This window comes from Halorhabdus sp. CUG00001 (assembly GCF_009797925.1).
In the GTDB taxonomy this organism is placed as follows: Archaea; Halobacteriota; Halobacteria; order Halobacteriales; family Haloarculaceae; genus Halorhabdus.
In genome coordinates this window covers 42,744-67,070 of record NZ_VOLB01000001.1, presented here as the reverse complement: position 1 = coordinate 67,070, position 24,327 = coordinate 42,744, and the positions used below count along the sequence as shown (strand labels likewise).

At 63.8% G+C, this 24,327-nt stretch carries 26 protein-coding genes; 12 read left to right on the top strand and 14 right to left on the bottom strand.

Annotated features, from left to right (window positions below; genetic code table 11):
* Positions 1–21: 21 nt before the first annotated feature.
* The 3 genes from msrB to FR699_RS00345 all read right to left on the bottom strand — a co-directional run bounded on the left by msrB (position 22) and on the right by FR699_RS00345 (position 3,127).
* On the bottom strand, positions 22–441 hold the full coding sequence (gene msrB, locus FR699_RS00355; protein WP_158853292.1) for a peptide-methionine (R)-S-oxide reductase MsrB: 420 nt from the start codon (positions 439–441) through the stop codon (positions 22–24).
* A gap of 172 nt (positions 442–613) precedes the next feature.
* Positions 614–2,398 (bottom strand): excinuclease ABC subunit C, encoded by a 1,785-nt coding sequence (locus tag FR699_RS00350; RefSeq protein WP_158853290.1) that lies wholly within the window; start codon positions 2,396–2,398, stop codon positions 614–616.
* Positions 2,399–2,497: 99 nt separating this feature from the next.
* Positions 2,498–3,127 carry a hypothetical protein gene (locus FR699_RS00345; protein ID WP_158853288.1) on the bottom strand — a complete coding sequence of 210 codons (630 nt, stop codon included), beginning with the start codon at positions 3,125–3,127 and terminating at the stop codon, positions 2,498–2,500.
* Positions 3,128–3,236: 109 nt separating this feature from the next.
* Between FR699_RS00345 and FR699_RS00340 the strand changes: the two genes are divergently transcribed.
* From FR699_RS00340 to FR699_RS00310, 7 genes are all read left to right on the top strand, one after another.
* Positions 3,237–3,497, top strand: a complete 261-nt coding sequence (locus tag FR699_RS00340) for a hypothetical protein (RefSeq protein ID WP_154552320.1) — start codon at positions 3,237–3,239, stop codon at positions 3,495–3,497.
* 356 nt (positions 3,498–3,853) lie between these two features.
* Positions 3,854–4,093 carry a hypothetical protein gene (locus tag FR699_RS00335; protein WP_154552321.1) on the top strand — a complete coding sequence of 80 codons (240 nt, stop codon included), beginning with the start codon at positions 3,854–3,856 and terminating at the stop codon, positions 4,091–4,093.
* A gap of 131 nt (positions 4,094–4,224) precedes the next feature.
* Positions 4,225–5,136, top strand: coding sequence for an ABC transporter ATP-binding protein (locus FR699_RS00330; protein WP_158853285.1), 912 nt, complete (start codon positions 4,225–4,227; stop codon positions 5,134–5,136).
* Positions 5,133–5,969 (top strand): ABC transporter permease, encoded by an 837-nt coding sequence (locus FR699_RS00325; protein ID WP_158853283.1) that lies wholly within the window; start codon positions 5,133–5,135, stop codon positions 5,967–5,969. The genes FR699_RS00330 and FR699_RS00325 overlap by 4 nt, the downstream gene beginning before the upstream one ends.
* Positions 5,970–6,030: 61 nt before the next feature.
* Positions 6,031–6,936, top strand: coding sequence for an ABC transporter ATP-binding protein (locus FR699_RS00320; RefSeq protein ID WP_158853281.1), 906 nt, complete (start codon positions 6,031–6,033; stop codon positions 6,934–6,936).
* Between the two features lies 1 nt (position 6,937).
* Entirely contained in the window at positions 6,938–7,774 is an 837-nt protein-coding gene (locus tag FR699_RS00315; protein WP_158853279.1) for an ABC transporter permease, read from the top strand.
* 48 nt (positions 7,775–7,822) lie between these two features.
* A complete protein-coding gene (locus tag FR699_RS00310; RefSeq protein ID WP_154552326.1) occupies positions 7,823–8,914 on the top strand; it encodes an aminopeptidase in 1,092 nt (363 codons plus the stop codon).
* Here FR699_RS00310 and ligA read toward each other — a convergent pair.
* The 3 genes from ligA to FR699_RS00295 form a co-directional block, all read right to left on the bottom strand.
* Positions 8,911–10,992, bottom strand: coding sequence for an NAD-dependent DNA ligase LigA (ligA, locus tag FR699_RS00305; RefSeq protein ID WP_158853277.1), 2,082 nt, complete (start codon positions 10,990–10,992; stop codon positions 8,911–8,913). The two genes, FR699_RS00310 and ligA, sit on opposite strands and share 4 nt — an antisense overlap.
* An 88-nt stretch (positions 10,993–11,080) precedes the next feature.
* Positions 11,081–12,145 carry a 2,3-butanediol dehydrogenase gene (locus FR699_RS00300; RefSeq protein ID WP_158853275.1) on the bottom strand — a complete coding sequence of 355 codons (1,065 nt, stop codon included), beginning with the start codon at positions 12,143–12,145 and terminating at the stop codon, positions 11,081–11,083.
* A 257-nt stretch (positions 12,146–12,402) separates the two neighbouring features.
* Entirely contained in the window at positions 12,403–13,515 is a 1,113-nt protein-coding gene (locus FR699_RS00295; protein ID WP_158853273.1) for an alanine--glyoxylate aminotransferase family protein, read from the bottom strand.
* Positions 13,516–13,798: 283 nt separating this feature from the next.
* Here FR699_RS00295 and FR699_RS00290 point away from each other — a divergent pair, with 283 nt between their 5' ends.
* Entirely contained in the window at positions 13,799–15,142 is a 1,344-nt protein-coding gene (locus tag FR699_RS00290; protein WP_158853271.1) for an O-acetylhomoserine aminocarboxypropyltransferase/cysteine synthase family protein, read from the top strand.
* On the top strand, positions 15,139–16,365 hold the full coding sequence (locus FR699_RS00285; protein WP_158853269.1) for a homoserine O-acetyltransferase: 1,227 nt from the start codon (positions 15,139–15,141) through the stop codon (positions 16,363–16,365). The genes FR699_RS00290 and FR699_RS00285 overlap by 4 nt, the downstream gene beginning before the upstream one ends.
* Positions 16,366–16,372: 7 nt before the next feature.
* Here FR699_RS00285 and FR699_RS00280 read toward each other — a convergent pair whose 3' ends face one another.
* Positions 16,373–17,125, bottom strand: a complete 753-nt coding sequence (locus FR699_RS00280) for a DedA family protein (RefSeq protein WP_154552330.1) — start codon at positions 17,123–17,125, stop codon at positions 16,373–16,375.
* A 170-nt stretch (positions 17,126–17,295) separates the two neighbouring features.
* On the opposite strand from FR699_RS00280, the gene FR699_RS00275 reads away from it, so the two are divergent.
* From FR699_RS00275 to FR699_RS00265, 3 genes are all read left to right on the top strand, one after another.
* Positions 17,296–17,589 carry a rubredoxin-like domain-containing protein gene (locus tag FR699_RS00275; RefSeq protein WP_154552331.1) on the top strand — a complete coding sequence of 98 codons (294 nt, stop codon included), beginning with the start codon at positions 17,296–17,298 and terminating at the stop codon, positions 17,587–17,589.
* A gap of 70 nt (positions 17,590–17,659) precedes the next feature.
* A complete protein-coding gene (locus tag FR699_RS00270) occupies positions 17,660–17,854 on the top strand; it encodes a hypothetical protein (RefSeq protein WP_158853267.1) in 195 nt (64 codons plus the stop codon).
* Positions 17,855–17,905: 51 nt separating this feature from the next.
* Complete coding sequence (locus FR699_RS00265; protein ID WP_158853265.1) at positions 17,906–18,793, top strand: ketopantoate reductase family protein; 888 nt, start codon at positions 17,906–17,908, stop codon at positions 18,791–18,793.
* On the opposite strand, the gene FR699_RS00260 is transcribed toward FR699_RS00265, so the two are convergent.
* The 7 genes from FR699_RS00260 to hemC form a co-directional block, all read right to left on the bottom strand.
* Entirely contained in the window at positions 18,790–19,155 is a 366-nt protein-coding gene (locus FR699_RS00260) for a NifU family protein (protein WP_154552334.1), read from the bottom strand. The two genes, FR699_RS00265 and FR699_RS00260, sit on opposite strands and share 4 nt — an antisense overlap.
* A 61-nt stretch (positions 19,156–19,216) precedes the next feature.
* Positions 19,217–19,531 carry a DUF5783 family protein gene (locus FR699_RS00255; RefSeq protein WP_154552335.1) on the bottom strand — a complete coding sequence of 105 codons (315 nt, stop codon included), beginning with the start codon at positions 19,529–19,531 and terminating at the stop codon, positions 19,217–19,219.
* A 48-nt stretch (positions 19,532–19,579) separates the two neighbouring features.
* Entirely contained in the window at positions 19,580–19,849 is a 270-nt protein-coding gene (locus FR699_RS00250) for a hypothetical protein (protein ID WP_154552336.1), read from the bottom strand.
* Between the two features lie 128 nt (positions 19,850–19,977).
* Positions 19,978–21,384 (bottom strand): DHH family phosphoesterase, encoded by a 1,407-nt coding sequence (locus FR699_RS00245; RefSeq protein ID WP_158853263.1) that lies wholly within the window; start codon positions 21,382–21,384, stop codon positions 19,978–19,980.
* Positions 21,385–21,685: 301 nt separating this feature from the next.
* Positions 21,686–22,441 carry a uroporphyrinogen-III synthase gene (locus FR699_RS00240; protein ID WP_370515566.1) on the bottom strand — a complete coding sequence of 252 codons (756 nt, stop codon included), beginning with the start codon at positions 22,439–22,441 and terminating at the stop codon, positions 21,686–21,688.
* Entirely contained in the window at positions 22,432–23,196 is a 765-nt protein-coding gene (gene cobA, locus FR699_RS00235; RefSeq protein WP_158853259.1) for a uroporphyrinogen-III C-methyltransferase, read from the bottom strand. The genes FR699_RS00240 and cobA overlap by 10 nt, the downstream gene beginning before the upstream one ends.
* Complete coding sequence (gene hemC, locus FR699_RS00230; protein WP_158853257.1) at positions 23,193–24,317, bottom strand: hydroxymethylbilane synthase; 1,125 nt, start codon at positions 24,315–24,317, stop codon at positions 23,193–23,195. Before hemC ends, cobA begins: the two co-directional genes overlap by 4 nt.
* Positions 24,318–24,327 lie beyond the last annotated feature (10 nt).

Genomic DNA, 24,327 nt, shown 5'->3' with positions numbered 1-24,327 from the left:
GAAAAAACCTCCGGCCGACCGTCACTCCTCGCCGGGTTCGAAGTCCAGGGCCGCCGAGTTGATACAGTAGCGTTTGCCCGTCGGATCCGGGCCGTCCTCGAAGACGTGGCCCAGGTGGCCACCGCACTCGCCACAGAGCACTTCCGTCCGTTCCATCCCGTGACGGGTGTCCAGTTCTGTCTCGACGTTCCCCTCCTCGACAACGTCGGTAAAACTCGGCCAGCCGTGACCGGAGTCGAACTGCGAGTCGGTGTCGAACAGGGCCGTGCCACAGCCGGCACACCGGAAGACGCCGTCGTCGTCGACATCGAGGTACTCGCCGGTAAACTTCGGTTCGGTGCCGCGTTCCCGAAGGATGTGATACTCCTCTTCGGTCAACATCTCTTGCCACTCCTCGTCGGACGCCGGAACGTCACTCGATGCAGTCGTCGATTCGTCCATACTCGTACCTGGGCCTCCGTCGGTAAATGTCCACGGACCTGGCGGAAACCCACCGCATTGGAACCGGCTGAGAAGGGCCAATACAGGCGTGACCAACCGCTGAGACGCCGGCTCTGGGTCGACCGCTGTAGCGTCCCGGTGCGATAGTGACACCCGTGACGCCCCGAGGAACCTACAGCTGCCGGCGGAGCGTCGCCGCCGTTTCCGGCCCCACTCCAGTGACATCGCGCAGTTCGTGCTCCGAGGCGTCACGGATGCCGGCGACGCTGCCAAACCGTCCCAAAAGACGCGTCCGAAGTTCGGGGCCGACGCCTGGAACGTCGTCGAGTGCCGTCGACGCGTCGTCACGAAGCGTCTCGTGGTACTGTACCGCAAACCGGTGGGCCTCGTCACGGACGCGCTGGAGGAGGCGCAACTGCGGCGCATCGGTGTCCCATTCGTAGGTTCGCTCGGGCGTGATCAGACGCTCCTCGGCTTTCGCCAGGGCGACGGCGGGGACGTCCCATCCTGCAGCCTCGATCGCCTCGCGGGCCACAGCCAGTTGTCCCGCGCCGCCATCGATCAACAGGAGGTCGGGGTCCGGCCGGTCGTCGCGGCCATCGACGGCTCGCTTGGCTCGCCAGGTGAGCAGCTCCGCCATCGCCGCGTAATCGTCGTTGCCCTCGCCGAGGTTCCGACGGCGATAGTCGGGTTTCTCGGGTGCGCCGTCGAGAAAGCAGACGTCGCTGCCGACCACGCCCGACCCACCGGTGTGGCTCACGTCGAAGCCCTCGATTCGCTCGGCCGCGTCCACCCCAAGGGCCTCGGCGAGGGCTGTCGTCCCGTCCCGTTTGCCAATGTTCCGTCTGGCGTTTTTCAGTGCGAGGTCGACGAGCGTTGCCTCCCGGCCCGCCCCAGGAACGGTCACCTCGACGCCGGCCTCGGCTAGCCACGCAGTGACCTCTTGGTCTGTGAGTCGGTCCGAAAGGAGCAGGCGATCGGGCAAGGCACGTTCGGCGTAATACTGGGGAACGAACGCCGCCAGGACGTCCCCGCCGCGGCTGTCGGCTGGCGTCTCGACCTCGTGGCGCTCGCGATCGAGCAAGGACCCGTCGACGCTGTGCAAGCGGGCAACTATCGCCGACTCGCCTTCGAGGGAGACGGCGAGGACATCCGTCTTCACTCCCGTCTCACCTTCGACGACCCCACCGCCGCCCTCGTGGAACGACTCGACGACCGACAGGCGATCCCGGAGATTCGCCGCCCGTTCGAAGGCCGCGGTCTCGGCTGCCCGATCCATCTCTTCGCGGATCGGCTCGGACAGCACACCCGTCTCCCCCCGGAAAAAACGGCGGACGGCATCGACGTCTGCACGGTAGGCTGCCATCTCGATTTCGCCCGTACAGGGAGCCGAACAGAGGCCGATATCGTAATCGAGACAGGGCCGATCCCGCCCGGCGTACTTGTGATCCGAACAGCCCCGCAGCCCGTAGGTCTCCCGGATCGCCTTGAGGACAGTTTCGAGCTGTCCCTTGTCGGTGAACGGGCCAAAGACGTCCGCGCCTGCAGCCGGATCGCGCGTGATCTCGATGCGCGGCGCTCGGTGGTCGGTCAACTGCACCAGCGGATAGGACTTATCGTCGCGCAGCCGGACGTTGTACCGGGGCTGATGGCGCTTGATCAGGTTCGCCTCCAAGAGCAGCGCCTGGGTCTCGGTGTCGGTGACGACGATATCGATATCCACGGCGCGTGCGACCATCTGCCGGATACGCTGACTCCGGGGGCCGCTCGGCGTGGCGCTGGGGTCGGACGCTGAGGAGCCGTCGCCACCTCGCTGGTCGGCGTACGACCGGACGCGATCCCGAAGGTCGACGGCTTTCCCGACGTAGAGAACGGTCCCGTCGGCTGCCTCGAACTGGTAGACGCCGGGCTTGGAGGGGAAATCGGCGGCCAGATCACCCACTGCGTCGGCGTCCATGTACCGGTAGTTGTCGCTTGAGCGTGTTGAACGTAGCGTCTGCGGTCGTGTGACCGCCCTGTTTCCCACCCCCACAGCGGCAGACCGAGAACGGCCCGCTCACTCGAGGGGGTTCAAAGAGCCACCGAGGAGCCCGGACGAGCGCTCGGCTGGTACGCCCTCGGGCAAGACTGCCGCCCGGACGCGTTCGACAGCGTCCCCGGCGTCCTCGGGGACGGCCACGTGAATGTCGTCGTCGCCGGCAACTTCGATGACGAGGTGGCGTTCCCGCGTCCAGGCGTACACACCGAGGGGCACGATCGCGAAGACGAGCAACAGCGCGCCAAACAGGCGCATGTAGTAATCGAGCTGGCCGATCAGCGAGATCATGCCTTCGACCATGCCCAGGACGTTTCCGATACCGAGTTCTTGGGTGCCGCCCCCGCTGAGGGAGACGCCGCCCATGATCGCACTGAAGTCGACGACCAGACCGATCGAGAGCAACAGGACACCGTACAGTCCAGCACGGACGCCCATCGCGAGGAAGTTCGATTCGGCCGTCGTCGAGAGCGCCGCCCCGGAGACGTTCGGCCGCTTGACCTCCCGGAAGTTCTTGCCGTCCAGTTGTGGCGTAAACGCCAGCACGCGGTGACTGGTCACAACTACGGCCGCGTCGCCGAGATCGACCCGTTGCTCGACGTCCTCGCCATCGTAAAGCAGGTCCTCGACTCGATCACTCCAGGCGTCCATCGGGTTGACGTACGCGGCCGGATCTCAAGAAGCCTCGGGCCGATCGATCCCAGCGTCGAAGCAACCACGCGTCGGAGGATACAACCGGGTGCGACGCCAACGGCTCTGTATGACCGAGGAGGTACGGTGCTGGCTGGTCGAGCGGGACTTCTACGACGAGGACCTCGTGACGCTCGTCTATGCCACGCCCGACGGAAGCCGCCACGTCACCCAGCAGCGCTCGACGGCACTCCTGATGAAGGAGTCAGTCACCGCCGCGATCGACGTCGAACGCGATCGACTAACAGCCGTCACCGAAGACGAGCGCGAGCGCTACGCCAGAGAAGCCAAGCGCATGGCTAGCTCACACGACCCCGACGACGACGTGTAGTGTGTCGGTCCCGGAGGGGGGCCACAGATAGCTCAAAGACGCGTTTGACCGTTCGTGAGGTTTTGGGGAATGCCGATCGAGGCTGTGGATATGTCCTCGAATTGGTCCCACCGATCGCCTGGCGGGGCGATGGGAAGCTCGCCCCGACAGGTACTGTGTGGCATCGCTTTTTGGTGTGCGATTGGGCTCCCGCTCGGGTACGTGCCGTTGTTGGCGCTTGGGGAAGTTTCTGTGGGCCAGGCCAGTGCGATGATCGCGCTCAATATCGCGTGTCTGGTGGTCGGCCACCGGCACGAGCCTGACGGACGCGTGTGGTCGCAGTCGTGGGATCGACTCGTCGCCGGGGTGAGTGGGCAATGAGCACGACCGCCGAGACAACGGCCGAAACCAAACGCCGACGCTTCCAGGAGTATCTTCGCGAGCGGACCGCCGACGGTGAGTGCTACTGTAAGAGCAAATTCGTCGCCGAAGACCTCGACCTCTCGACGCGTGAGATCGGGCAACTGTTCGCCGACCTTCGCGAGAATGCAAGCGACTTGGACGTCGAACGCTGGGCGTACTCGAACGCGACGACCTGGCGGGTCAGCCAGGCGTGATTGGGTCTAGATGAGCGGGGAGTCGTGTGCCAATCGACAAGAGACGGCAGCTGCATCGATCCACACTGGACTGCAGCCGGTGAAATCGAGCGCGTAGTTATAACATATGTGGGGGAGTACCGACGATCGCTATGGCAGCCATCGAAACGAGCGGATTACGCAAGCGATACGGTGAGGATATCCTCGCACTCGACGGCATCGACCTCCGCGTCGAAGAAGGCGAAATCTTCGGCTTTCTGGGCCCAAACGGCGCGGGCAAATCCACGACGATCAATATCCTGCTCGATTTCGTCCGCCCGAGTGAGGGGTCGGCGACGGTACTCGGCATGGATGCACAGGCCGACTCTCAGGCGATTCGCCGACGAACGGGCGTCCTTCCGGAAGGCTATCAGGTGTACGACCGCCTGACTGGCCGCCAACACATCCAGTTCGTGATCGACTCGAAAAACGCCACGGCAGACCCCGACACATTGCTAGAACGGGTCGGCATCCCCGAGGCCGGAACCCGGAAAGCCGGAGGCTACTCGAAAGGGATGAAACAGCGACTCACGCTGGCGATGGCGCTGGTCGGCGACCCCGACCTGTTGATCCTCGATGAGCCCTCGACGGGACTGGATCCCGCAGGCGCACGCGAGATCCGCGAAATCGTCCGCGAAGAAGCCGATCGTGGCGCGACGGTCTTTTTCTCCAGTCACATCCTCGAACAGGTCGAGGCCGTCTGTGACCGGGTCGGGATCCTCCGGGGAGGCCAACTCGTCGCCGTCGACTCCATCGAAGGACTTCGAGAGGCGGCCGGCGATGGCGCGACGCTGCGGGTCGAACTCACGGCAGTCACCGACGACGCCATCGCAGTCGTCGAAGGCGTCGAAGGCGTCACGGACGTGACGCGGCGCGATGGGGGGGTGACTGTCTCGGTCGGGGACGGGTCGAAGACGGCCGTCCTGTCGGCCCTGGAGGACGCCGGCCACGAGGTGACCGACTTCCGGACCGAGGAGACATCGCTCGAGGAAATATTCATGAGCTACACGGAGGGGTCGCGATGAGTACACTCGCCGTCGCCAAGAAGGACTTCCGAGATGCACTGCGCTCGCGCGCACTCTGGGGCTTGTCGGCACTGTTCGTCCTCCTCTCGGTGTTGATCGCCTACGCGTTCGGAGAGTTTACCACGGAGATGGGGGTCGAAGAACAGACCGCCGAAGGCCTTGCGTACTTCCTGGCCAGCCAGATCGGGCTGTTCGTCTCGGTCACAGCCATCGTCATCGCGTACAAGGCCATCGCGGGCGAGCGCGAGAGTGGCTCGATCAAGATTCTCCTGTCGCTGCCTCACACGCGAAGGGATGTCTTGGCAGGGAAGGTACTCGGCCGGGGGGCCACGCTGGCCGTCCCCACGCTCGTCGGACTCGCCGCCGGCGGGGCACTCGGGAGCGTGCTGATGGGCGAGTTCGCCGCCCCGGCGTTCGCGGCACTACTGGTCACGTCGTTGTTGTTTGTGATGACGTACATCAGCGTCGTCGTCGGCCTCTCCGCGTTGACGGGCTCGACCTCCCGCGCGTCGATGCTGACGATCGGCTTTTTCGTCGTCTTCGAATTCATGTGGGGAGCCGTCAGCTACGGTGTCGTGTGGCTGACGAACGGGTTCGCGCTACCGCCCCTCAGCGAGTTCCCGAATTGGGTCTTCCTCGTCAATCAGGTTCCGCCGAGCGCGGCGTTCACGACCGGATTGACGGCATTCATCCCGGGCGATATCTCGGGTGTGGCTGGCCCCGATTTCGAGGCGTTCTACGCGACGCCGTGGGTTGGCATCGTCATGCTCGTCTTCTGGCTGGTGGTGCCGCTTGCGATCGGCTACTGGCGGTTCTCGAACGCAGATCTCTGAGGGTAGCGGGGGTGACAGTACGTAAGACAAGGATTATGCCAGCCGCCCCGGAACCGGGGGCATGGTCGCTATCGACCTCGATGGCGTCACCAAGACCTACGGTGGCGTCACTGCCCTCCAAGGAGTCGACTTGACCGTCGAGTCAGGCGAGGTGTTTGGCTTTCTGGGCCCGAACGGGGCCGGCAAGTCCACGACGATCGATATCCTGCTCGATCACGCCCGCCCGACGACCGGTCACGTAACGGTTCTTGGGATGGATGCACAGACAGAAACCGTCGCCGTCCGGGAACGGATCGGCGTGTTGCCCGAGCGGTTCGGACCACTCGGCGAAATGACCGGCCGCCAACAGCTCGAATTCGCCATCGAAGCGAAGAGTGCCGACGATGATCCGGATGCGATCATGGAGCGGGTGGGAATCGCCCACGCCGCCGATCGGCCAACCAAAGGCTACTCGAAGGGGATGACCCAGCGGCTGATGCTCGGGATGGCGCTGGTCGACGATCCCGACCTGTTGATCCTCGACGAGCCGACGACCGGACTGGACCCAAACGGCGCACGACAGTTGCGCCAGATCGTTCACGAAGAAGCCGACAGGGGAGCGACGGTGTTTTTCTCCAGTCACATCCTCGAACAGGTCGAGGCCGTCTGTGATCGGGTCGGGATTCTCGATCAAGGGAATCTCGTGGCTGTCGACTCAATCGATGGCCTTCGGGACGCGGCCGGCACCACGGGAGAGATGACCCTGGAACTCGATTCGGTGCCCGACAATTTGGACGCCGAGATCGAACGGATCGAAGGCGTCGCATCCGTCCGTCACGAAGACGGCAGTGTCACGGTCGGCTGTGAAAATCCCGCGAAGGGGGCCATCGTCCGGGCCTGCCAGGACGCCGGTGCGACCGTCGAGAACATCGAGACCAGCGAAGCGAGCTTAGAGGATCTGTTCGCCGCCTACACAGGGGGTGCCTGAGATGGGGTGGCTCCAGCTCGCCCGGAAGGACTTCACCGATGCACGGCGAGAGCGCCAGCTGTATTACCTGCTGGGGCTGCTCGGAGTGATCGGGCTCGCCATCGGCTACTTCATCGGCGAAACGCCCGATATAGCATCGGAGGGAACGACGGCGTTCGGACTGCTCAGCGTGTTCGGATTTTTGGCCCCGATCGTGGCGCTGACGATCAGCCAGGCGGACGTGGTCGGCAAGCGCACGACCGGAGAGCTCTCCGTGCTGTTGACTCTCCCGTTCTCACGGCGGTCGATCGTCGCCGGGAGTTACGCCGGGCGGATGGCTGTGATGACGGTCGTCCTGCTGCCGGCGTTCGTCTTTGCCCCACTCGTGGCAGCGTTCCGGGGCGTCCCGATCGACCCAGTTGTCCTGGCAGGCTCGTTCCTGGTGATCTGGGGACTGTCGCTGATCTTTACCGCGATCGCACTCGGAATCTCGACGTTCACGAAGTCGACGACGGTCTCTGCCGGCGGGTCGTTCGGTATCTTCCTGTTGTTCGTCATGAATCTGTGGGTGGCCATCCCGACGGGGATTCGATTCGTGCTCAACGGCCTCTCGCTACCCACGGGGCCACAGCCGGAGTGGGTCTCGATATTCGGACAACTGTCGCCGTTTGCGGGCCTGCGCAATCTCGCACACCCGGTACTGCCTGATCTCGTCGCCGGGTTCCCGCTAGCGCCAGGGCGCATCGGCGAGAGCCTGCCGTGGTATCAAGAGCCGGTCTTTGCCGGGATCGTCGTCCTCGCGTGGATCGTCTTGCCACTGGCGATCGGCTACTACCGCTTCCAGACGACCGACCTCTAATCCGATCGCATCGGTAGTATTTTGCTCGAACGCTCGAAGGGACCAGCCATGGATCCACGAGTGCGCGAACACGCCGAAACGATCGTCGATCACTCGGTCGACATCCACGAGGACGACGAAGTTATCATCCGGGGACACCCGGTTGCCGAAGACCTGCTGGTTGCGATCGCGGAGTTGTGTGGCCGGCGCGGGGCGAACATCTCGGCCCGGGCGGTCAGCCCCCGCGTGGACCGTGCCTATCGCAAGGCGATCGACACCGAGAACATCAGCCAATCTGAGGTGGCCTATGCGGCCACACAACAAGCAGACGTGGTAATCGGAATTCGGGCCGACGCCAACACATTCGAAACGAGCGACGTCGACCCGGAGAAAGCCAGTGCGGTCGCGTCGGCCAACAAGGAGATCCAAGAGCTCGTGATGGACAAACGCTGGGTCAGCACACAGTACCCGGCCCCGGCCAACGCCCAGGACGCAGAGATGAGTACCGCCGCCTACGAGGCGTTCGTCTGGGGGGCGATCAACAAGGACTGGGACGCCGTGCGAGACTTTCAACACCAGCTGGTCGAGATTCTCGACCCGGCCTCGGAGGTCCACATCGTCTCCGGAGACACGACCGACATTACCATGTCCATCGAGGGGAATCCGACAAGGAACGATTACGGAGAGAAAAATCTCCCGGGTGGAGAGGTGTTTACGGCGCCACTGCCGGCCAGCGTCGACGGCGAGGTACTGTTCGACAAACCGCTGATGGCCCAGGGTCGTGAGGTCCAAGACGTGTACCTCCGATTCGAAAACGGAGAAGTCATCGAGCATGCTGCCGAGAAAAACGAGGACGTCCTGACGGCCGTCCTGAACACCGACGACGGCGCACGTCGCGTGGGCGAGCTCGGTATCGGGATGAACCGCGACATCGATCAGTTCACCTACAACATGCTATTCGACGAAAAGATGGGCGATACGGTCCATCTGGCCCTAGGTCGAGCCTACGAAGAGACCGTTAGCGACGACAACGAACGCAACGACAGCGCGATGCACATGGACATGATCGTCGATATGAGCGAAGCGTCCTACATCGAGGTCGACGGTGAGCGGATCCAAGAAGACGGGACGTTTGTCTTCGAAGACGGATTCGACAATTAAGCGGTCACGCCACGATCGGCCAGTAGCGACTCGAACGCCGACTCGTCGAGAATCGGGACGTCGTTTTCTTGGGCATCCGTACGCTTGCGCTGACCGGGATTCTCACCGGCCACGAGATAATCGGTGTTCCCCGAAACACTACTCGTCGCTGACCCGCCGTGGGCCTCGACGAGTGCTTGGGCTTCACTGCGAGTGAAGCCCGACAGCGATCCCGTGAACACGAACGTCAACCCGTCGAGTGCGTCGCCACCCTCGACCTCGTAGGGCTGTGGCTCGACGTGCTCGAGCAGGCGCTCGATGGCGTCGTGGTTGCGCTCGCTCTCGAAAAAGTCACGGACGTCTTCGGCGACCCGCGGTCCGATGTCCTCGACGGCCTGCAACTGCTCGCGGTCGGCGTTCATCACGGCCGCGAAGGTGCCGAACTCCCGAGCGAGGGCAGTCGCCGTCGCACTACCGACCGACGGGATGTTCAGCGCCGCGAGGAAGTCATCCAGCGGCGGCTCGCGACTCGCCTCCAGTTCCTCTTGCAGGTTGGCGACCGACTGCATCCCCCAGCCTTCCAGCGAGGTGAGATCGAGCTGTCCGAGTTCGTAGAGATCGGCCAGTTCTTCGACCAGGCCCGCGTCGATGAGTTGCTGGACGCGCTCCTCGCCAAGCCCCTCGATGTCCAGGCCGTCGCGACTGGCGTAGTGAACGATTGCCCGTTCCAATTGCGCTGGGCAGGCCAGCCCGCCGGTACAGAACGCCAGCGGGCCGTCGCGTTCGACCGGGCTGTCACAGACAGGACAGGTAGCCGGGAAGTCGAATGTCCCGTCGCTGTTCGATTCGACGACCTCCGCGACTTCCGGGATCACGTCGCCGGCCCGCTGGACGCGTACTTCGTCGCCGACGGCGACGCCCAGGCGTTCGATCTCGGCGGGGTTGTGCAGCGAGGCCCGCGAGACCATCACGCCGCCGACCTCGACAGGATCCATCAGCGCGACGGGCGTCAACCGGCCAGTCCGACCGACCTGAACGACGACATCTCGGATCGTCGTCCGCTCGGTCCGGGCCGGGAACTTGTAGGCAAAGGCCCAGCGGGGCGCACGGGCGGTCGAGCCGAGTGCGCCGCAGGCTTCGCGGTCGTTCAATTTGAGCACGACGCCATCGATCTCGAATGGGAGGGCATCGCGCTCGGCGAGCAATCGGTCGCGATAATCGATCGCCCCCTCGATCGAGTCGGCGCGTTCGGCGAGATCGGTGACGCGGAGCCCCCACTCTGGGAGGCGTTCGTAGACCTCACTGTTGGTCCCGAAGTCCACGCTCGCGTCCAGCACGCCGAAGAAGAAAATCGAGAGGGGTCGTTCGGCCGTGATCGACGGATCGAGTTGCCGGAGCGTGCCCGCGGCGGCGTTGCGCGGGTTGGCGAACGGATCGTCACCACGTTCGATTCGCTCGCGGTTGTGCGCCTGGAAGGCCTCGGTCGGCATGAGGACTTCACCACGTACCGCCAGAAAGTCGGGGTAGTCACCCCGCAGTCGTCCCGGCACGCTCGGGATCGTCCGGACGTTCTCGGTGACGTCCTCGCCGACCTCGCCGTCCCCGCGGGTGGCCGCCCGCTGGTAGACGCCGTCCTCGTAGACGATCTCCACCGAGAGGCCGTCGAATTTGGGCTCACAGAAGTAGGCCCGCACGTGGGGGTCGAAGCCAGCGTCGTCGAGTCGGCGGGCAACGCGGTCGTCGAATTCCCGGACGTCCGCGACTTCGCCGCCCTGGTCGATCGACTGCATGGGCGCGACGTGTTCGAGGGAGTCGAGTTCGTCCAGTGGCTGCCCACCGACGCGCCGGGTGGGACTGTCCTCGCGATCGAGGTCGAAGTGCTCTTCGAGGTCCTGCAGGCGAGCAAAGAGGGCGTCGTAGATTCGATCACCGATCACGGGATCGTTCTGTACGTAGTAGCGGTGGTCGTGATAGCGGATCGCCTCGCGCAACTGCTGGGCCTGTTTTCGGGCACCGTCAGCGTCGAGTGCCGCGACGGGCGAAAAGTCCGTCGGTGGATCCGCAAGGTACGGATTGGCTTCCGGGGCGTTGGCTGTCATTACTCTGCTGTCGCGGCCGCTCCCTCTTTGAAGATTCGATGGGGAGTCCGAAAACCCCAAAGAGCCTAAAACGAGTCCGGGCGAGCAGTTAGGGTTTGACCAGGATCTTTACTTGGTCGCTGTCGGGATCGAGGAGTGGTTCGAATCCGTCTTCACTGATGTCTGCGAGATCGATTCGATCGGTGATGAGAGGGTCGGGGTCGAGTTGCCCGTCCTCGAGCATGTCGATGACCATGCCGAACTCTTCGCCGGAGCGTGGGCCGCCCTGGTAGGCGATCGAGCCGACGATCGAGCGCTCGGGGATCACGAGGTCGTTGGGCTGGGTTTCGAGAGCCTCTTCGAAGATGCTCACTTCTGCGACACGCCCACCGGGTCGCGTGCTGTTGATCGCCTGGTTGTACGTCGCTTCGACACCGGCTACGTCGAACGCGATATCGACACCCTCGCCGGTCTCTGCACGGATCGCTTCGAGTGGGTCTTGCTCGGTCGGATCGATCAGTACGTCCGCGCCGGACGCATCAGCACGTGCACGTCGCTCGTCGCGCGGTTCCGAGACGATGATCGGACCGGCACCGGCCGCCCGCAACGCCTGAATCTGACAGAGCCCGATCGGACCGCTCCCGAAGACAGCAACCGAGTCGCCGGCCGAGACGTCGGCGACTCTGGCTGCGTGCAATGCGACCGAGAGGGGTTCGACGAGTGCACCGTGTTCGACCGGGACCTCACCCAGTGAGACGGTTCGTTCGGCGTCGACGACGACGTTCTCGGCGAACCCGCCGTTGGCCGCCAGACCGGTGAACCCGAGCGCTTCACACTGGTGGTACTGACCGGCCTCACAACGCGGGCAGGACCCACAGTAGATGATCGGATTCGCGGTGACGGCATCGCCCTCCGAGAAGTCGGTGACGTCAGCACCGACCTCCGAGACGATCCCACTGAACTCGTGGCCCATCGTGAGCGGCGCCGTGGCACCCGAGACCGGGTGCGGGGCGTCCCCCGGAACGAAGATCGGTCCGGCAGTATATTCGTGGAGGTCCGACCCACAGATGCCACACGCTTCGATGTCGATCCGAACCTGCTCGGGACCGACCGAATCAGGTTCGATGTCTTCGACACGGATGTCTTCCTGACCGTAATATCTGGCTGCGTCCATACACGCCGGGCTACCACGCAGACGGGGATAACCCGTCGATCAGTTCCCACGGGACGAAAACCCAGTCGCATTTTAATACGACACCAGAACGGGGCTGGAGCCCGAGCATGTGAAACATCGATCTGTCGGGTGATTCTGGTGGAAGAAACCTGTTGAATAGCCACTCAAAGGATCCGTGTGCCGAGATACGAAGGCCAGACCGAGCGTCCAAGCCAGTCGGCGGTGACAACCCAATCCGGACACCGGGATTGGGTCGTTCAGAAATCGGCCACGTCTTCGATCGCGTCAGTGAGCGCTTTGATACTCTCGAGGTCGTGTTCGCCCATGTGACCGATACGGAAGGTCTTCTCGCCCAATTGGGAGCCGTACCCATTCGAGAACACCATGTCGTACTGCTCTGAGACTTCCTCGATCGTCCCGGCGACGTCGATGCCCTGCGTGTTCTCGATACAGGTGACCGTCTGGGAGCGATACCCCTCCTCGGCGAACAGATCGAAGTGCTCGTTGGCCCAGTCGTGAACGTACTCGGTCATCTCGCGATGGCGCTGGTCGCGCGCGTGATGTCCCTCTTCGAGCATGTACTTCATCTGCTTGCGGTAGGCAAGCATAATCGGAATCGAGGGCGTCGAATGGGTCTGGCCCTTCCGGTCGTAGTAGTCCAGACAGCGCTGGAAGCCGCCGTACCACGAGGCCTGGTCGCGCTTTAGTTCCCGCTCGTAGGCATCGTCGCTGACGACACAGACCGCCAGGCCAGGCGGCATCGCGAAGGCCTTCTGGGTCGAGGTGAAGATCACGTCGATGTTGTGCTCGTCGATGTCGACGAAATCGCCGCCAAGCGCACTCACGGCGTCGACGACGAAGTACGTATCCTCGTAGTCGGCAACCACGTCACCGATCTCCTCGATCGGATTGCGGACACCCGTCGAGGACTCGTTCATGACGCTGGCGACGACGTCGTACTCGTTGTCACTCGCCTCGATGGCCTCGCGGATATCCTCGGGCTTGATCGCCTCGCCCCAGTCGTATTCGAGGCGATCGACGTCCTTGCCCAGGCGCTCGGCGACGTTGGCGTGGCGCTCGCTGAAGCTCCCGCAGGTCGGCACGAGGATCTTCTCCTCGACGAGATTCAGCGTCGATGCCTCCCAGAACTCGGTCCCGGAGCCCGTCAGGATGATGACCTCGTTGTCGGTGTCGAGGAACTCTTTCGTATCCTCGACGATCGTGGTGTAGAGGTCGGTCATCCGGTCCATCCGGTGGCCGAACATCGGCTGGGCCATCTCACTGAGAACGTCCTCGCGAACTTCGGTCGGGCCGGGGATGTACAACGTCTTTTCGGGGTAGTCGTCGGTATACTCGCGTTTCTCGGTCACGGAACTCACCTTGGTAGGCTAACGCTCACGGTCGGCCGGCATGGTAGTTTTGATCCGACATCGAGTGCCGATAGGCGGATTTAAAGGCCCACTCACGGGAACGAGGCCAACAGGAGACACAGAGTTCAGGACGATAACCGGACGCCGCTGTCGGTATCACGACCGACGGTTTGCTCACCCCCGACTTCTCCCGGGGTCTACGAATGCAGTGATCGCAACCGACCCTGCCCAAATTTGCCGTAACTCGTAGTTATACCAGTCCAGAGGTATATGCATACGAAACATGAGCGAACACGAGCCACCGCACTTCGGGACGCGGTGTCTGCACGCCGGCCAGACGCCCGATCCCGAGACCGGCGCGGTCGCGCCGCCGATCTACCAGACGACCTCCTATGCCTTCGAGGACGCCGACCGCGCGGCCGATCTCTACGCCTTAGAGGCCGAGGGCAACATCTACAGTCGCTTCGACAATCCGACCGTCCGGACGCTCGAACGGCGACTGGCCTCGCTCGAAGGCGGGGCCGACGCCGTCGCGACCGCTTCGGGGATGGCCGCCCTGGACGCGACGACGACTGTGCTGGCGAGCGCGGGCGAGAATATCGTCTCTGCCTCCTCGATCTACGGCGGCACCCACTCCTATCTGACGACGACCGCCCGACAGCGGGCCATTGAAGCGAGGTTCGTCGACACGCTGGATTATGAGGCCTACGCTGAGGCCATCGACGACGAGACGGCCTACGTCCACCTCGAAACGATCGGTAACCCCTCGCTGATCACGCCGGACATCGAGCGCGTCGCCGAGATCGCCCACGAGCACGGCGCGCCGCTCGTCGTGGACAATACCTTCGCAACACCGTATCTCTGCAATCCGATCGAGCATGGCGTCGACGTGGTCTGGGAATCGACGACGAAGTGGCTCCACGGCTCGGGCACCACCGTCGGCGGCGTCGTCGTCGACGGCGGGAGCTTCCCCTGGGCGGAGTATCCCGAGCAGTATCCCGCGCTGGGCGACAGTGCGGCGGAACTCGACGGCGACAGCTACGTCGATCGATTCGGCGACCGTGCTTTCGCGGTGGCGACCCGCCAGCGGGCGGTCCGGAACGTCGGCGACGGCCAGAACCCATTCGACGCCTGGACGACCCTGCAAGGGACCGAAACCCTGGCCGTCCGGATGGAACGCCACTGCGAGAACGCCATGACCGTCGCCGAGTTCCTGGCCGACCACCCCGAGGTGGCGTGGGTGTCCTACCCCGGTCTGGGGAGTCACGAAACCCACGACAACGCGAGCGAGTATCTCGATGGGGGTGAGGCGAGCAGTGCGAGCCGATCCTCGGGTGACGGTACGTCAGCCGGCGGCTACGGCGGCATGGTCACCTTCGGCCTCTCGGGTGGCTACGAGGCGGGCCAGCGACTCTGTGAGGACACTGATCTCGCACAGTTCCTCGCAAACGTCGGCGACGCCAAGACCCTGGTCATCCATCCGGCCTCGACGACCCACGCGAAACTGACCCCCGAGGAACAACGCGCAAGCGGCGTCGCGCCGGACATGGTTCGCCTGTCGGTCGGGATCGAAGACGCCAGAGACATCATTGGGGACCTGCAAGCGGGGATAGAGACAGCCACATGACGGTCACCGCCGAACGCGAGACGGTCACAGTGGGTACGTTCGAGTTCGAGTGTGGCGAGTCCATTCCCGAACTCGAAATCGCCTACGAGGCCTACGGCGAGTTCGAGGGCGACAACGCAATACTGGTCTGTCACGCCCTGACCGGCTCAGCCCACGTCGCCGCCCATCCCGATGCGGACGACACCACCAGCGGACAGGCCCGTGCCTGGTGGGACGACATCGTGGGTCCAGGCAAGGCCATCGACACCACCGAGTACTACGTCGTCTGTGCGAACGTCCCCGGATCGTGTTACGGGACGACCGGGCCGGCGAGTACGAATCCCGAAACCGGCGAGCCCTACGGGACGGAGTTCCCGCCCGTGACAGTTACCGATTGGACCGACGCCCAGCGCCAGCTTCTGGACGAGCTGGGCATCCCACACCTGCACGCCGTCGTCGGCGGCAGCGTCGGGGGCATGAACGTCCTCGAATGGGCCAAGCGCCACCCAGATCACGTCGACCGGATCGTCTCGATCGCCACGTCGGCCCGCCTGGACGCCCAGAGCCTTGCCTTACACGGGATCAAACGCCGGGCGATCACGAGCGACCCGGCCTGGGACAACGGTGAGTACTACGACGACGAGCACCCCAACCCGACTGATGGGATGGCCCTCGCTCGGCAGATCGGCCACGTCATGTACCTCTCGAAGGCCTCGATGGACCGGAAGTTCGGCCGCCGGTCGGCCGGTCGTGAGGCCCACCGGACGTTCCCCGAAGAGCCCGCCGCCTCGTTTTTCCCCTACCGGGACGTCGAGTCGTACCTGGATTACCAAGCCGAGAAGTTCGTCGGGCGCTTCGATCCGAACGCGTTCCTGGCGATGACCCGTGCCACGGAAAATTTCGACCTCGCCGCGGGCTTTGAATCCGATGCCGACGCGCTGGCGGCCTTCGACGGCCAGGCACTGGTCGTGTCTTTTACCTCGGACTGGCACTTTACGGTCGCCCAATCGGAATCGCTGGCCGACGCGCTTCGGGAGACCGATACTGCCGTTGCCCACCACGTGATCGACTCGGATCACGGTCACGACGCCTTCCTCGTCGAACCCGAAAACGTCGGGCCGCCGCTCGGGGATTTCCTGACCGACGGGGTCGACGGGTCGGCCGTCACTGACACGGCCGAGACAGACGAGTCGGTTCCCGAAAGCGACTTTGCACCGGTCCATACGAGCCTCTTTTCGCCGTAAGTCACTGCTAAATAGCGGAGACGACACCGAGAGTCGCGAGGGCGAGAATCACCTCGAAGGTAAGCGTCCCGAGCGCAGAGAGGAGCGCGAACCGCCGGAGTCCCATCCCGGCCAGGCCCGCCGGAACCGTTGCCAGTCCGCGGACAAACAGAAGCGTGTTCGAAATCGGCACTGCCAGAGGACCCCACCGGCCAAACCAGTCCTCGAAGCGGGCCAAGCGATCCTCACCAACGTGGAACCAGCGGGCGTTCAACAAGTACTCCCGGCCGCCGTACTTCGCGAGGCTGAACAACAGACACTGCCCGATCGTCGCCCCGACCACCGAGACCAGAACGATCGTCAGGTACCCGAGCGGTGAGTCGGCAAGCAAGAGGACGGCCGCCGGAACCAGACTCTCGCTGGGTGCGAAATACAGGACCTGTCCACCCTCGATGACGAACAGGACGAACAGCGCGATCAGCCCGTAGTCCCGGAGCAAACCCCTGGCAAGCCCGGTCGTCTGGGTCGGGAGCGCAAAGAAGTCGAATTCGAGGACGAACAACACGACGAGGGCGGCCCCGACAGTGGCGAGGACGATCACCGCCGCAACTCTCGTCGAGATGGACTGTCGAATCGACGCCCGCGTCGGTCGTCCGGTTCGACGATAGAGCAAGCCAGCGACAACGCCCAGCAATCCTACCAAGCCACTGGCGAGGACAACTGAGCCCGGCACACCCAACAGTGATGCCAGGACGACAGGGAGTCCAGCTACCCCGATCATCGCATCTCCTCCGTGGAATGCCGTCGGTTTCGTCTCATGCGTAACCGTCGTCTCGAAGCAAGATACGAACGTGGCGTAATATGCCTTTCCGGTCGACGACGCGCTCGGCCATACGTGGCTGCGGTGGCGACCACAGGTTTTTGTTTGTTGGTACCTAGTAACACAGTGCCATGTCAGGGGAAGCAACGAACCGACAGGCGGGGTTCGGGGAATCGATCTACGACGCCGACGGCAACGAACTCGGCACTATCAGGGGGGTCGACGAGCACGGCTTCTACGTCTCCACCGAGGACGGAATCGCCGCGCTTTCGAGTGAACACCTCGCAAGTGGCCCCGCCGGCGAGGCCGAGTTGATGTGGCGCTGCTGGGCGTGTGGCGAGATGGGCGACATCGAGGAGATCCCGACCGAGTGCCCGGCCTGTGGCGCACCGAAGGAGGACATCTACTACTGGCAAGAGGACTGAATAGCCGACAGACAGGGCCATCGTCAGGGACGGCCCAGATGTTATGTGATCTCGGTGACAAAGATATTGTATGCTCGAGGGTTTGACCGAGTGGGTCCGGTCGCGTTTTGCCCCCAGCGATGCCGACAAAGAACGACGGTTTCGGCCTTCCCTCCTCGACCGGTCGGTGCTGTTCGCCCATGGAAGCGGCCGGAACGACGTCGATCGGGAACTGGCTGAGGTCCAGGAGAACGCCAACGAGCTCGAAGAGCATCGCCGGAAGTGAGTCGGCACAGATCCAGTACTGTCTTGCTTTTGGGGGCCGGAACGTCGACCAATGGAGATCCTCGTCTTCGGTGCCGGCAGCCTGGGCAGCCTGATCGGGGGGCTGCTGGCTCGCGACCACGACGTGACACTCGTCGGTCGTGAGCCACACGTCGAAGCGATCGAGCAATCTGGGCTGACGATCGATGGCGAAATCGAGCGAACCGCTCGGCCACAGGCCACGACAACGACCCCGGCTGAAGCGGAACTGGTGATCGTCACTGTCAAAGCCTACGACACGGCGACGGCCGCCGACGCACTCCGGGACTGTGAGTGTGAGGTAGTACTCTCTGTCCAGAACGGGATCGACAACGAAGCGACACTCGCGGATGCACTCGATGCCCAGATTCTTGCGGGCACGGCAACCTACGGCGCAATCGCTGCCGAACCCGGACACGTCACGTGTACGGGCATCGGCGAGATCGTGCTTGGCGATCCGGACGGGAGACCAAACACAGTTGCCGACAGGGTCGGTGCGGCGTTCAGATCTGCGGCTATCGAAACGACCGTCGCGACGGATATGCCACGCCGGCTCTGGACGAAACTCGCCGTCAACGCGGGCATCAACGCGACGACTGCCCTGGCGCAGGTGGAAAACGGCGCACTTGCCGAGGAGCCGGCCAGAATGGTGGCCCACCGGGCCGCTCGTGAGACTGCGCGTGTCGCAGATCGAAACGGTGTCGCCCTGGCCGAAGAAGACGCAGTGACCGCACTGGAAGCAGTCATCGAGGCCACGGCGGACAACGAGTCGTCGATGTACCGCGATATACAGAGCGAACACCGAACGGAAGTCGACGCGATCAACGGTATCGTGGCCGACAGCGACCTCGAGACACCGGTCAACGAGACGCTGGCCGCGCTAGTGCGAACGTGGGAACGCGAGCGAACACGTCGGCGTTAGAAGGGGGCGCTGGGGCCTTCGTCGTCGTCGCTCTCGATACTGCCACCGCGAGAATCACCAGGACTGGTCGACCCATCCATCCCGCCCATGCCACCGCCGCCCATACCGGCGTCGGCGTGCACCGTGTCGATTTCCGGGATTTCCTTGGTCATGCGGGACTTGATCGCCTGGATAGTCATCGGCGAGATGCCACATCCGCTGCAGGCACCGCCCAGAGCGATTGTCACTTCACCCGCTTCCTTGTCGAGTTCCTGGATCGCCGCCGAGCCGCCGTGCATCTGGATCTGCGGGAAGTTGCGCCGCAGGAAGTTGGTGACGCGCTGTTCGAGGTCGGAGTCCCCTTCCTGGGTATCTGTACTCATTGGTAGAGACAGGTAGGTGACGGCCGGGTTTAGGCCTTTGGTATCCGACAATACGAGGGCGTCACGAGTCGAATTCGAACACCGCCTGCAATTGGGTGTTCAGTGTCGAAGTATACTCCTCGAGGGCAGATTCGATTCGGTCTCGATCCTGGTCGGGGAGGCGATCGGCAGCATCTGCCGGGAGCTCGATGCGAAACTCCCCGTCGCCGACATAAAACGGCTCGCTCTCGGCGAGGATCTGTTGATCGATCGCGTGGATCAACTCGGAATCGTGTCGTTCACTCATGGCTTCGAAAGCCTGCCGGTACGCCTGTTGCAGTTCCATGAAGTAGTGTTCGTACTTCTCTTCGAAGCGGTCGGGATCGAACGCTGTCATTGGGGGCAGTTCCCGGTGGGCGTCTAAAAGGGCACTGTCGTCGGCAGGTTACTCCTGATCGTCGGCAGCGATCGGAATTCGAGACCGGTTTTCCGGAAACGAGAGCACGAACAGGGCCACCCCAACGATACCTGTAAAGACGATCCCAGCAATCACGATCAGGGCGTCCGCCGACGTCAGAAGGTCCCCGACCGCAACGGTACCGTTCGCTACCAGGACTAACTCCAAGACGAGCAACGTCAACATGACACCGAAAGCAAAGCCCGCCGCTAGCAACAGCCGTTCTTTGTCTCTCACCGCACCAGTAGTGTCTGCCATATCACCCTGGTAACGCGCCTCAACTCAAATAACCACGTGTCGAAGGCACCGCGGCCCCGTTTTTGTATAGCGGTATATAGTTTACTCGGCGGCTACACACCGCCCCCTACGGGCAGACGTCCCGCCAATTACGCAATCTGCTCGCCGATCGCTGCGTCCAGCCGGTCGAGAAAGGCCATGCGTTCGTCCGCTGGAATCGTCGCCCCGGCAGCGACGTCGTGTCCGCCACCGTCACCGCCGACGGCTCGACTCGCCGCCCCGATCGCGTCGGACAAATCCAATCCTTGAGTAACGAGTGCAGGCGTCCCCCGAGCGGACACCTTCCGTTCGGTATCGGATTTCTCGGCGAAAGCTACAATGGGCCGATCGCGCTTGACGCCGGGGGTCCCAAACGCCATTCCGGCGACGATCCCCACGATCGTCTCCCGGATTGCGTCACCGGCGTCGAACCACTGGAGGTTGGATTCGAGAGTCACACCCTGTTGGCGAACCCATTCGAGCCCTTCAGAGAGGTTGCGACGATGGTTAGCGAGCAGACGGCGGGCCCGGGCGAGAGCATCCCCACGATCACCAAGACAGACAGCGAGTCCGACGTCGGCGCGTTCGTAGCGTGCGGTCGCGTTCAGCAGTGTCGAGAATTCACTTGCGTCCCGAAGCTCCGTACCCGGTTGTTCCTCGGCAAGCGTGTATGTCGTCCCTACGAGGCCATCAATCGAGTCCGCCGAGACACCTCGGTTGACACCACGCTTTAGCAGGGCGCTAACGACCGACTGGCGTTCGTCCATCGAGAGGTCGACCCACCGTCGCCACTCACCGTCGGCCTTCAGTTGGATCCCGACCGACTCTAAAAACTCGATTGCACCCGCCTGGTCGCCTGTCACCCCAGGGATGCGTGGTCGATCTGCGTATTCGAGCAGTTTCGGGAGTGGCCGGGTTTGTGTCCCGTACAGTGCTAGGTCGGTTCGCTCTTCGAGGACGCCCGCGGCCATGCCTTCGTCGACGATCGCCCGGTTTGTGCCCACCAGTTCGCCACCACTGGCCTGCATGTCACCGACTGCCCCCACGACCGCGAGCCCGGCGAGGTCCCGGTTGTCCGTGTCGTCTTCCAGCGCACGCGCGAGCAGGTAACACGCCCCAGCCCCGGAAAGTTCGGACGCGCCGTCGATCCCTTCCAAAAGCGGGTTGAGATGGTAGCGCGTCTCGGCATCGGCCGGTTGGTGGTGATCGACAACGATCGGCTCGAAGTCTCCACGGCTCTCGTGATCACTGATCGCGTCGAGCTGCCCGCTTCCGAAGTCCGTAAACAGCACTGTCTCTGCTTCACGGGCGGCGATCGAAGCGATCTCCTCGTCGTCCAGCTGGTTCTTGAAGACGACGGCCGTCGGAATCTCAGCCCGTTCGAGGGCGCTGGCGGCGATCGCGGCACTGGTCAGCCCGTCGGCGTCGATATGAGATGCCAACAGGACAGACTCCGCCTGGCGGAGTCGGTCGGCACACGAGCGAGCGCGATCGGCCAGTTCGGGGACAGGACCCATCGGCAGTACTTGGTTCGGGCCACGATAAAAACGCCAGGGTCGAACAGATAAACTATATACCACTATATCAAATCGCCGTCGCTCGAAGAATCTCACGATGGCGAGCTAGTGTCCAAGTGTGCCAAGATAGGCAGTAGGACGGGTCCAGGAGCGCTCAGCAGGGCGATCGATACCGGGGCAAGTGAGCGAACGCTGAAAATGTGTAGACGGCGGCGAAGCCACTCGCCACGAGAAGTCAGTGAGACAGCGCTGATGGACGAGCACTATCGGACCGGCAAACGAACAGTGGTCGCCGTCGGCGTCAGGGACGATCGATACGATCGGCGACCGTCCGGGCCAAGGCTTCGAAATCGGCGGTGTCGGGAACAACCACGTCATCGAGCCCGTGATCGCCCGCCGTCTCGCGAGTCGGTTGCCCGATCGCGCCGACGACCGCGCCAGACAGCCCCTCGAGGACGGCAGAGTGGCGATCGCGTTCCCCAGCGATCGCAAAGAAGTGTTCGACAGTCAGCGAGGAAGTAAACAGCGCGCCCGCCAGCTCACCGCGTGCTGCCATCTCGACGGCGTTGCCTGCGTCTGGCGGACGAACGAGTCGGTACAAGACCGTCTCGTGGACGAACGCACCACACTCCCACAGTCCGTCCGGCAAGACGTCGCTGCCGTGGTCACTCCGCGCAACCTCGACCCGACGACCGTCGATACGGTCGGCCAGTGCGTCGACGAGCCCGGCCGAGGAGAACTCCTCGGGCACGACGTCGACACCGATGCCAGCCGCTTCGAGGGCCGTCGCCGTCGGGTCGCCGATCGCGGCCACTGTCGCGTCCCCGGGCGTCCACGCGCCAGCGACGAGTTCGGCCCCGGTCTTGCTCGTGAAAATGACGACATCGGCGTCCTCCCGAGGGAGTGCCCCAGTCGGCTCGACAGCGAGCATGGAATCGGCGATCGGTTCGACGCCGAGGGATTCGAGGAACTCGATCGCATCGCGCATACGCTCATCGTCGGGGCGGAAGACGGCCACTCGCGGAGGAGTGGTCCCGTGATCGGGCGTCACTCGTATCCCTCCAGCCACGCGAGCACGTCGTCGCGAACGCCAGCCACTTCGCCGATGACCGTCACCGCTGGCGGCTCGATCCCGGCGGACTCGCGGGCCTCGACGATCGTCTCCAGGGTCCCGGTCGCGACCTGCTGGTCGGTCCAGCTGGCTCGTTCGACCAGTGCAACGGGTGTCTCCGGGTCCATGCCCGCCTCGATCAACGCGGTCGTGTACTCCTCGAGTCTGGTCACGCCCATCAGGACGACGATCGTTCCGTTCGTGTCGGCCAGACACCCCCAGTCGACCGCCGACTCCGATTTCGAGGGATCCTCGTGGCCAGTGACGATCGTGACACTCGAGGCGAACTCGCGATGCGTGAGTGGAATACCCGCGACTGCAGGCCCGCCAGTCGCCGAGGTGACGCCTGGGACGACCTCGAAGGGGACGTCGTGAGCGGCGAGATACGTCATCTCCTCGCCGCCACGGGCAAAGACCGTCGGATCGCCGCCCTTGAGTCGGACGACCGTCTTCCCGTCCTGGGCGTGTTCGACCAGCCGGCGATTGATCTCTGCCTGGGGCGTCCGGTCACCGTGGGCGCGTTTCCCGACATCGATTCGGGAGTCGGCGGGGACGAGTTCGATGATCTCCTTGCCGGGCAGTCTGTCGTGCATGACGAGATCGGCGTCCTCGAGCAACCGGCGAGCCTTGACCGTCAATAGTTCCGGATCACCGGGGCCACTCCCGACAAGATAGACCGTTCCGGTTGTCGCCGCGCTCATGTCTGTTCCTGTGTCGCCTCCCGTGCGCGATCGATCAACTCCTCGGCACCGCGATCGGCCAGATCCAACGCCATCTCGCGGGCTGCCTCGGCGTGTCGTCTAGCGGGCAGTTCTCGGCGATCGCTCACTTCCTCGGTGCCGTCCCCGGAGAGCACGCGGACGGTCGTCGAGACGACTCGGCCCTGCAAGACCGCATAGACGCCGATCGGCGCGACACAGCCCCCGCCAAGCGTTTCCAGAATCGTCCGCTCGACGGTTACCTCGACGCGTGAAGGAGGGTGGTCGATCGAGCTACGGACCTCTTCGGTGACGTCTTCGTCGGTTGCAACGACAGCGAGAGCCCCCTGACCTGGCGCCGGCACGAACTCACGGGGGGGCAATCGCTGGAACTGGAGGTGGTGGGTCAACCCGAGGCGATCGAGCCCCGCCTCCGCGAGGACGATCGCGTCGTAGGTCGTCTCGATGTCGCGTTCGAGTGCCTGGCGCTCTATTTCGGCGAGGCCGTTGAACCACGCCTCGGCAGAACTATCGTCTGGGTCGTCGCTTCCATCGTCGTCGGTTGTCGCGTCGCCGTCCGCTGACTCAGCCGTCTCTTCTTCGGCGGCCAGTCGATCGGCGTGTTCGGCCTGCAGCGACGGGGCTAGGAGCTTCTCGACGCGCGTGTCGACGTTCCCTCGGAGTGGTTGGACGTCGAGGTCGGGACGAGTCGCAAGCAACTGGGCTTTGCGGCGCAAGCTCGACGTACCGACAGTCGCGCCGGAGTCGAGGTCTTCGAGGGCTGTTCCGTCGGGACTCACCAGAACGTCGTTGGCAGGTGCGCGCTCGGGGACCGCCGCGACGACGAGATCGGAGCGGTCCTCGGTCGGGACATCCTTCAGGGAGTGGACGGCGAGATCGGCCTCGCCATCGAGCACCCGCTCGTCGAGGCTGTGGACGAACGCGCCCGTCTTCCCCAACCGATGGATGAGTTCGTCGCGAATGCGGTCGCCGGCCGTCTCGACTTCCAGCAGTTCGACATCTTGTCGACGACTGGCCAGGGCCTCACGGACCGAACTCGCCTGGCGAGTCGCCAGATCCGACCCACGTGTCGCCACCTGGAGTGTCGTAGAACGATCGCTCATTATCGAGACC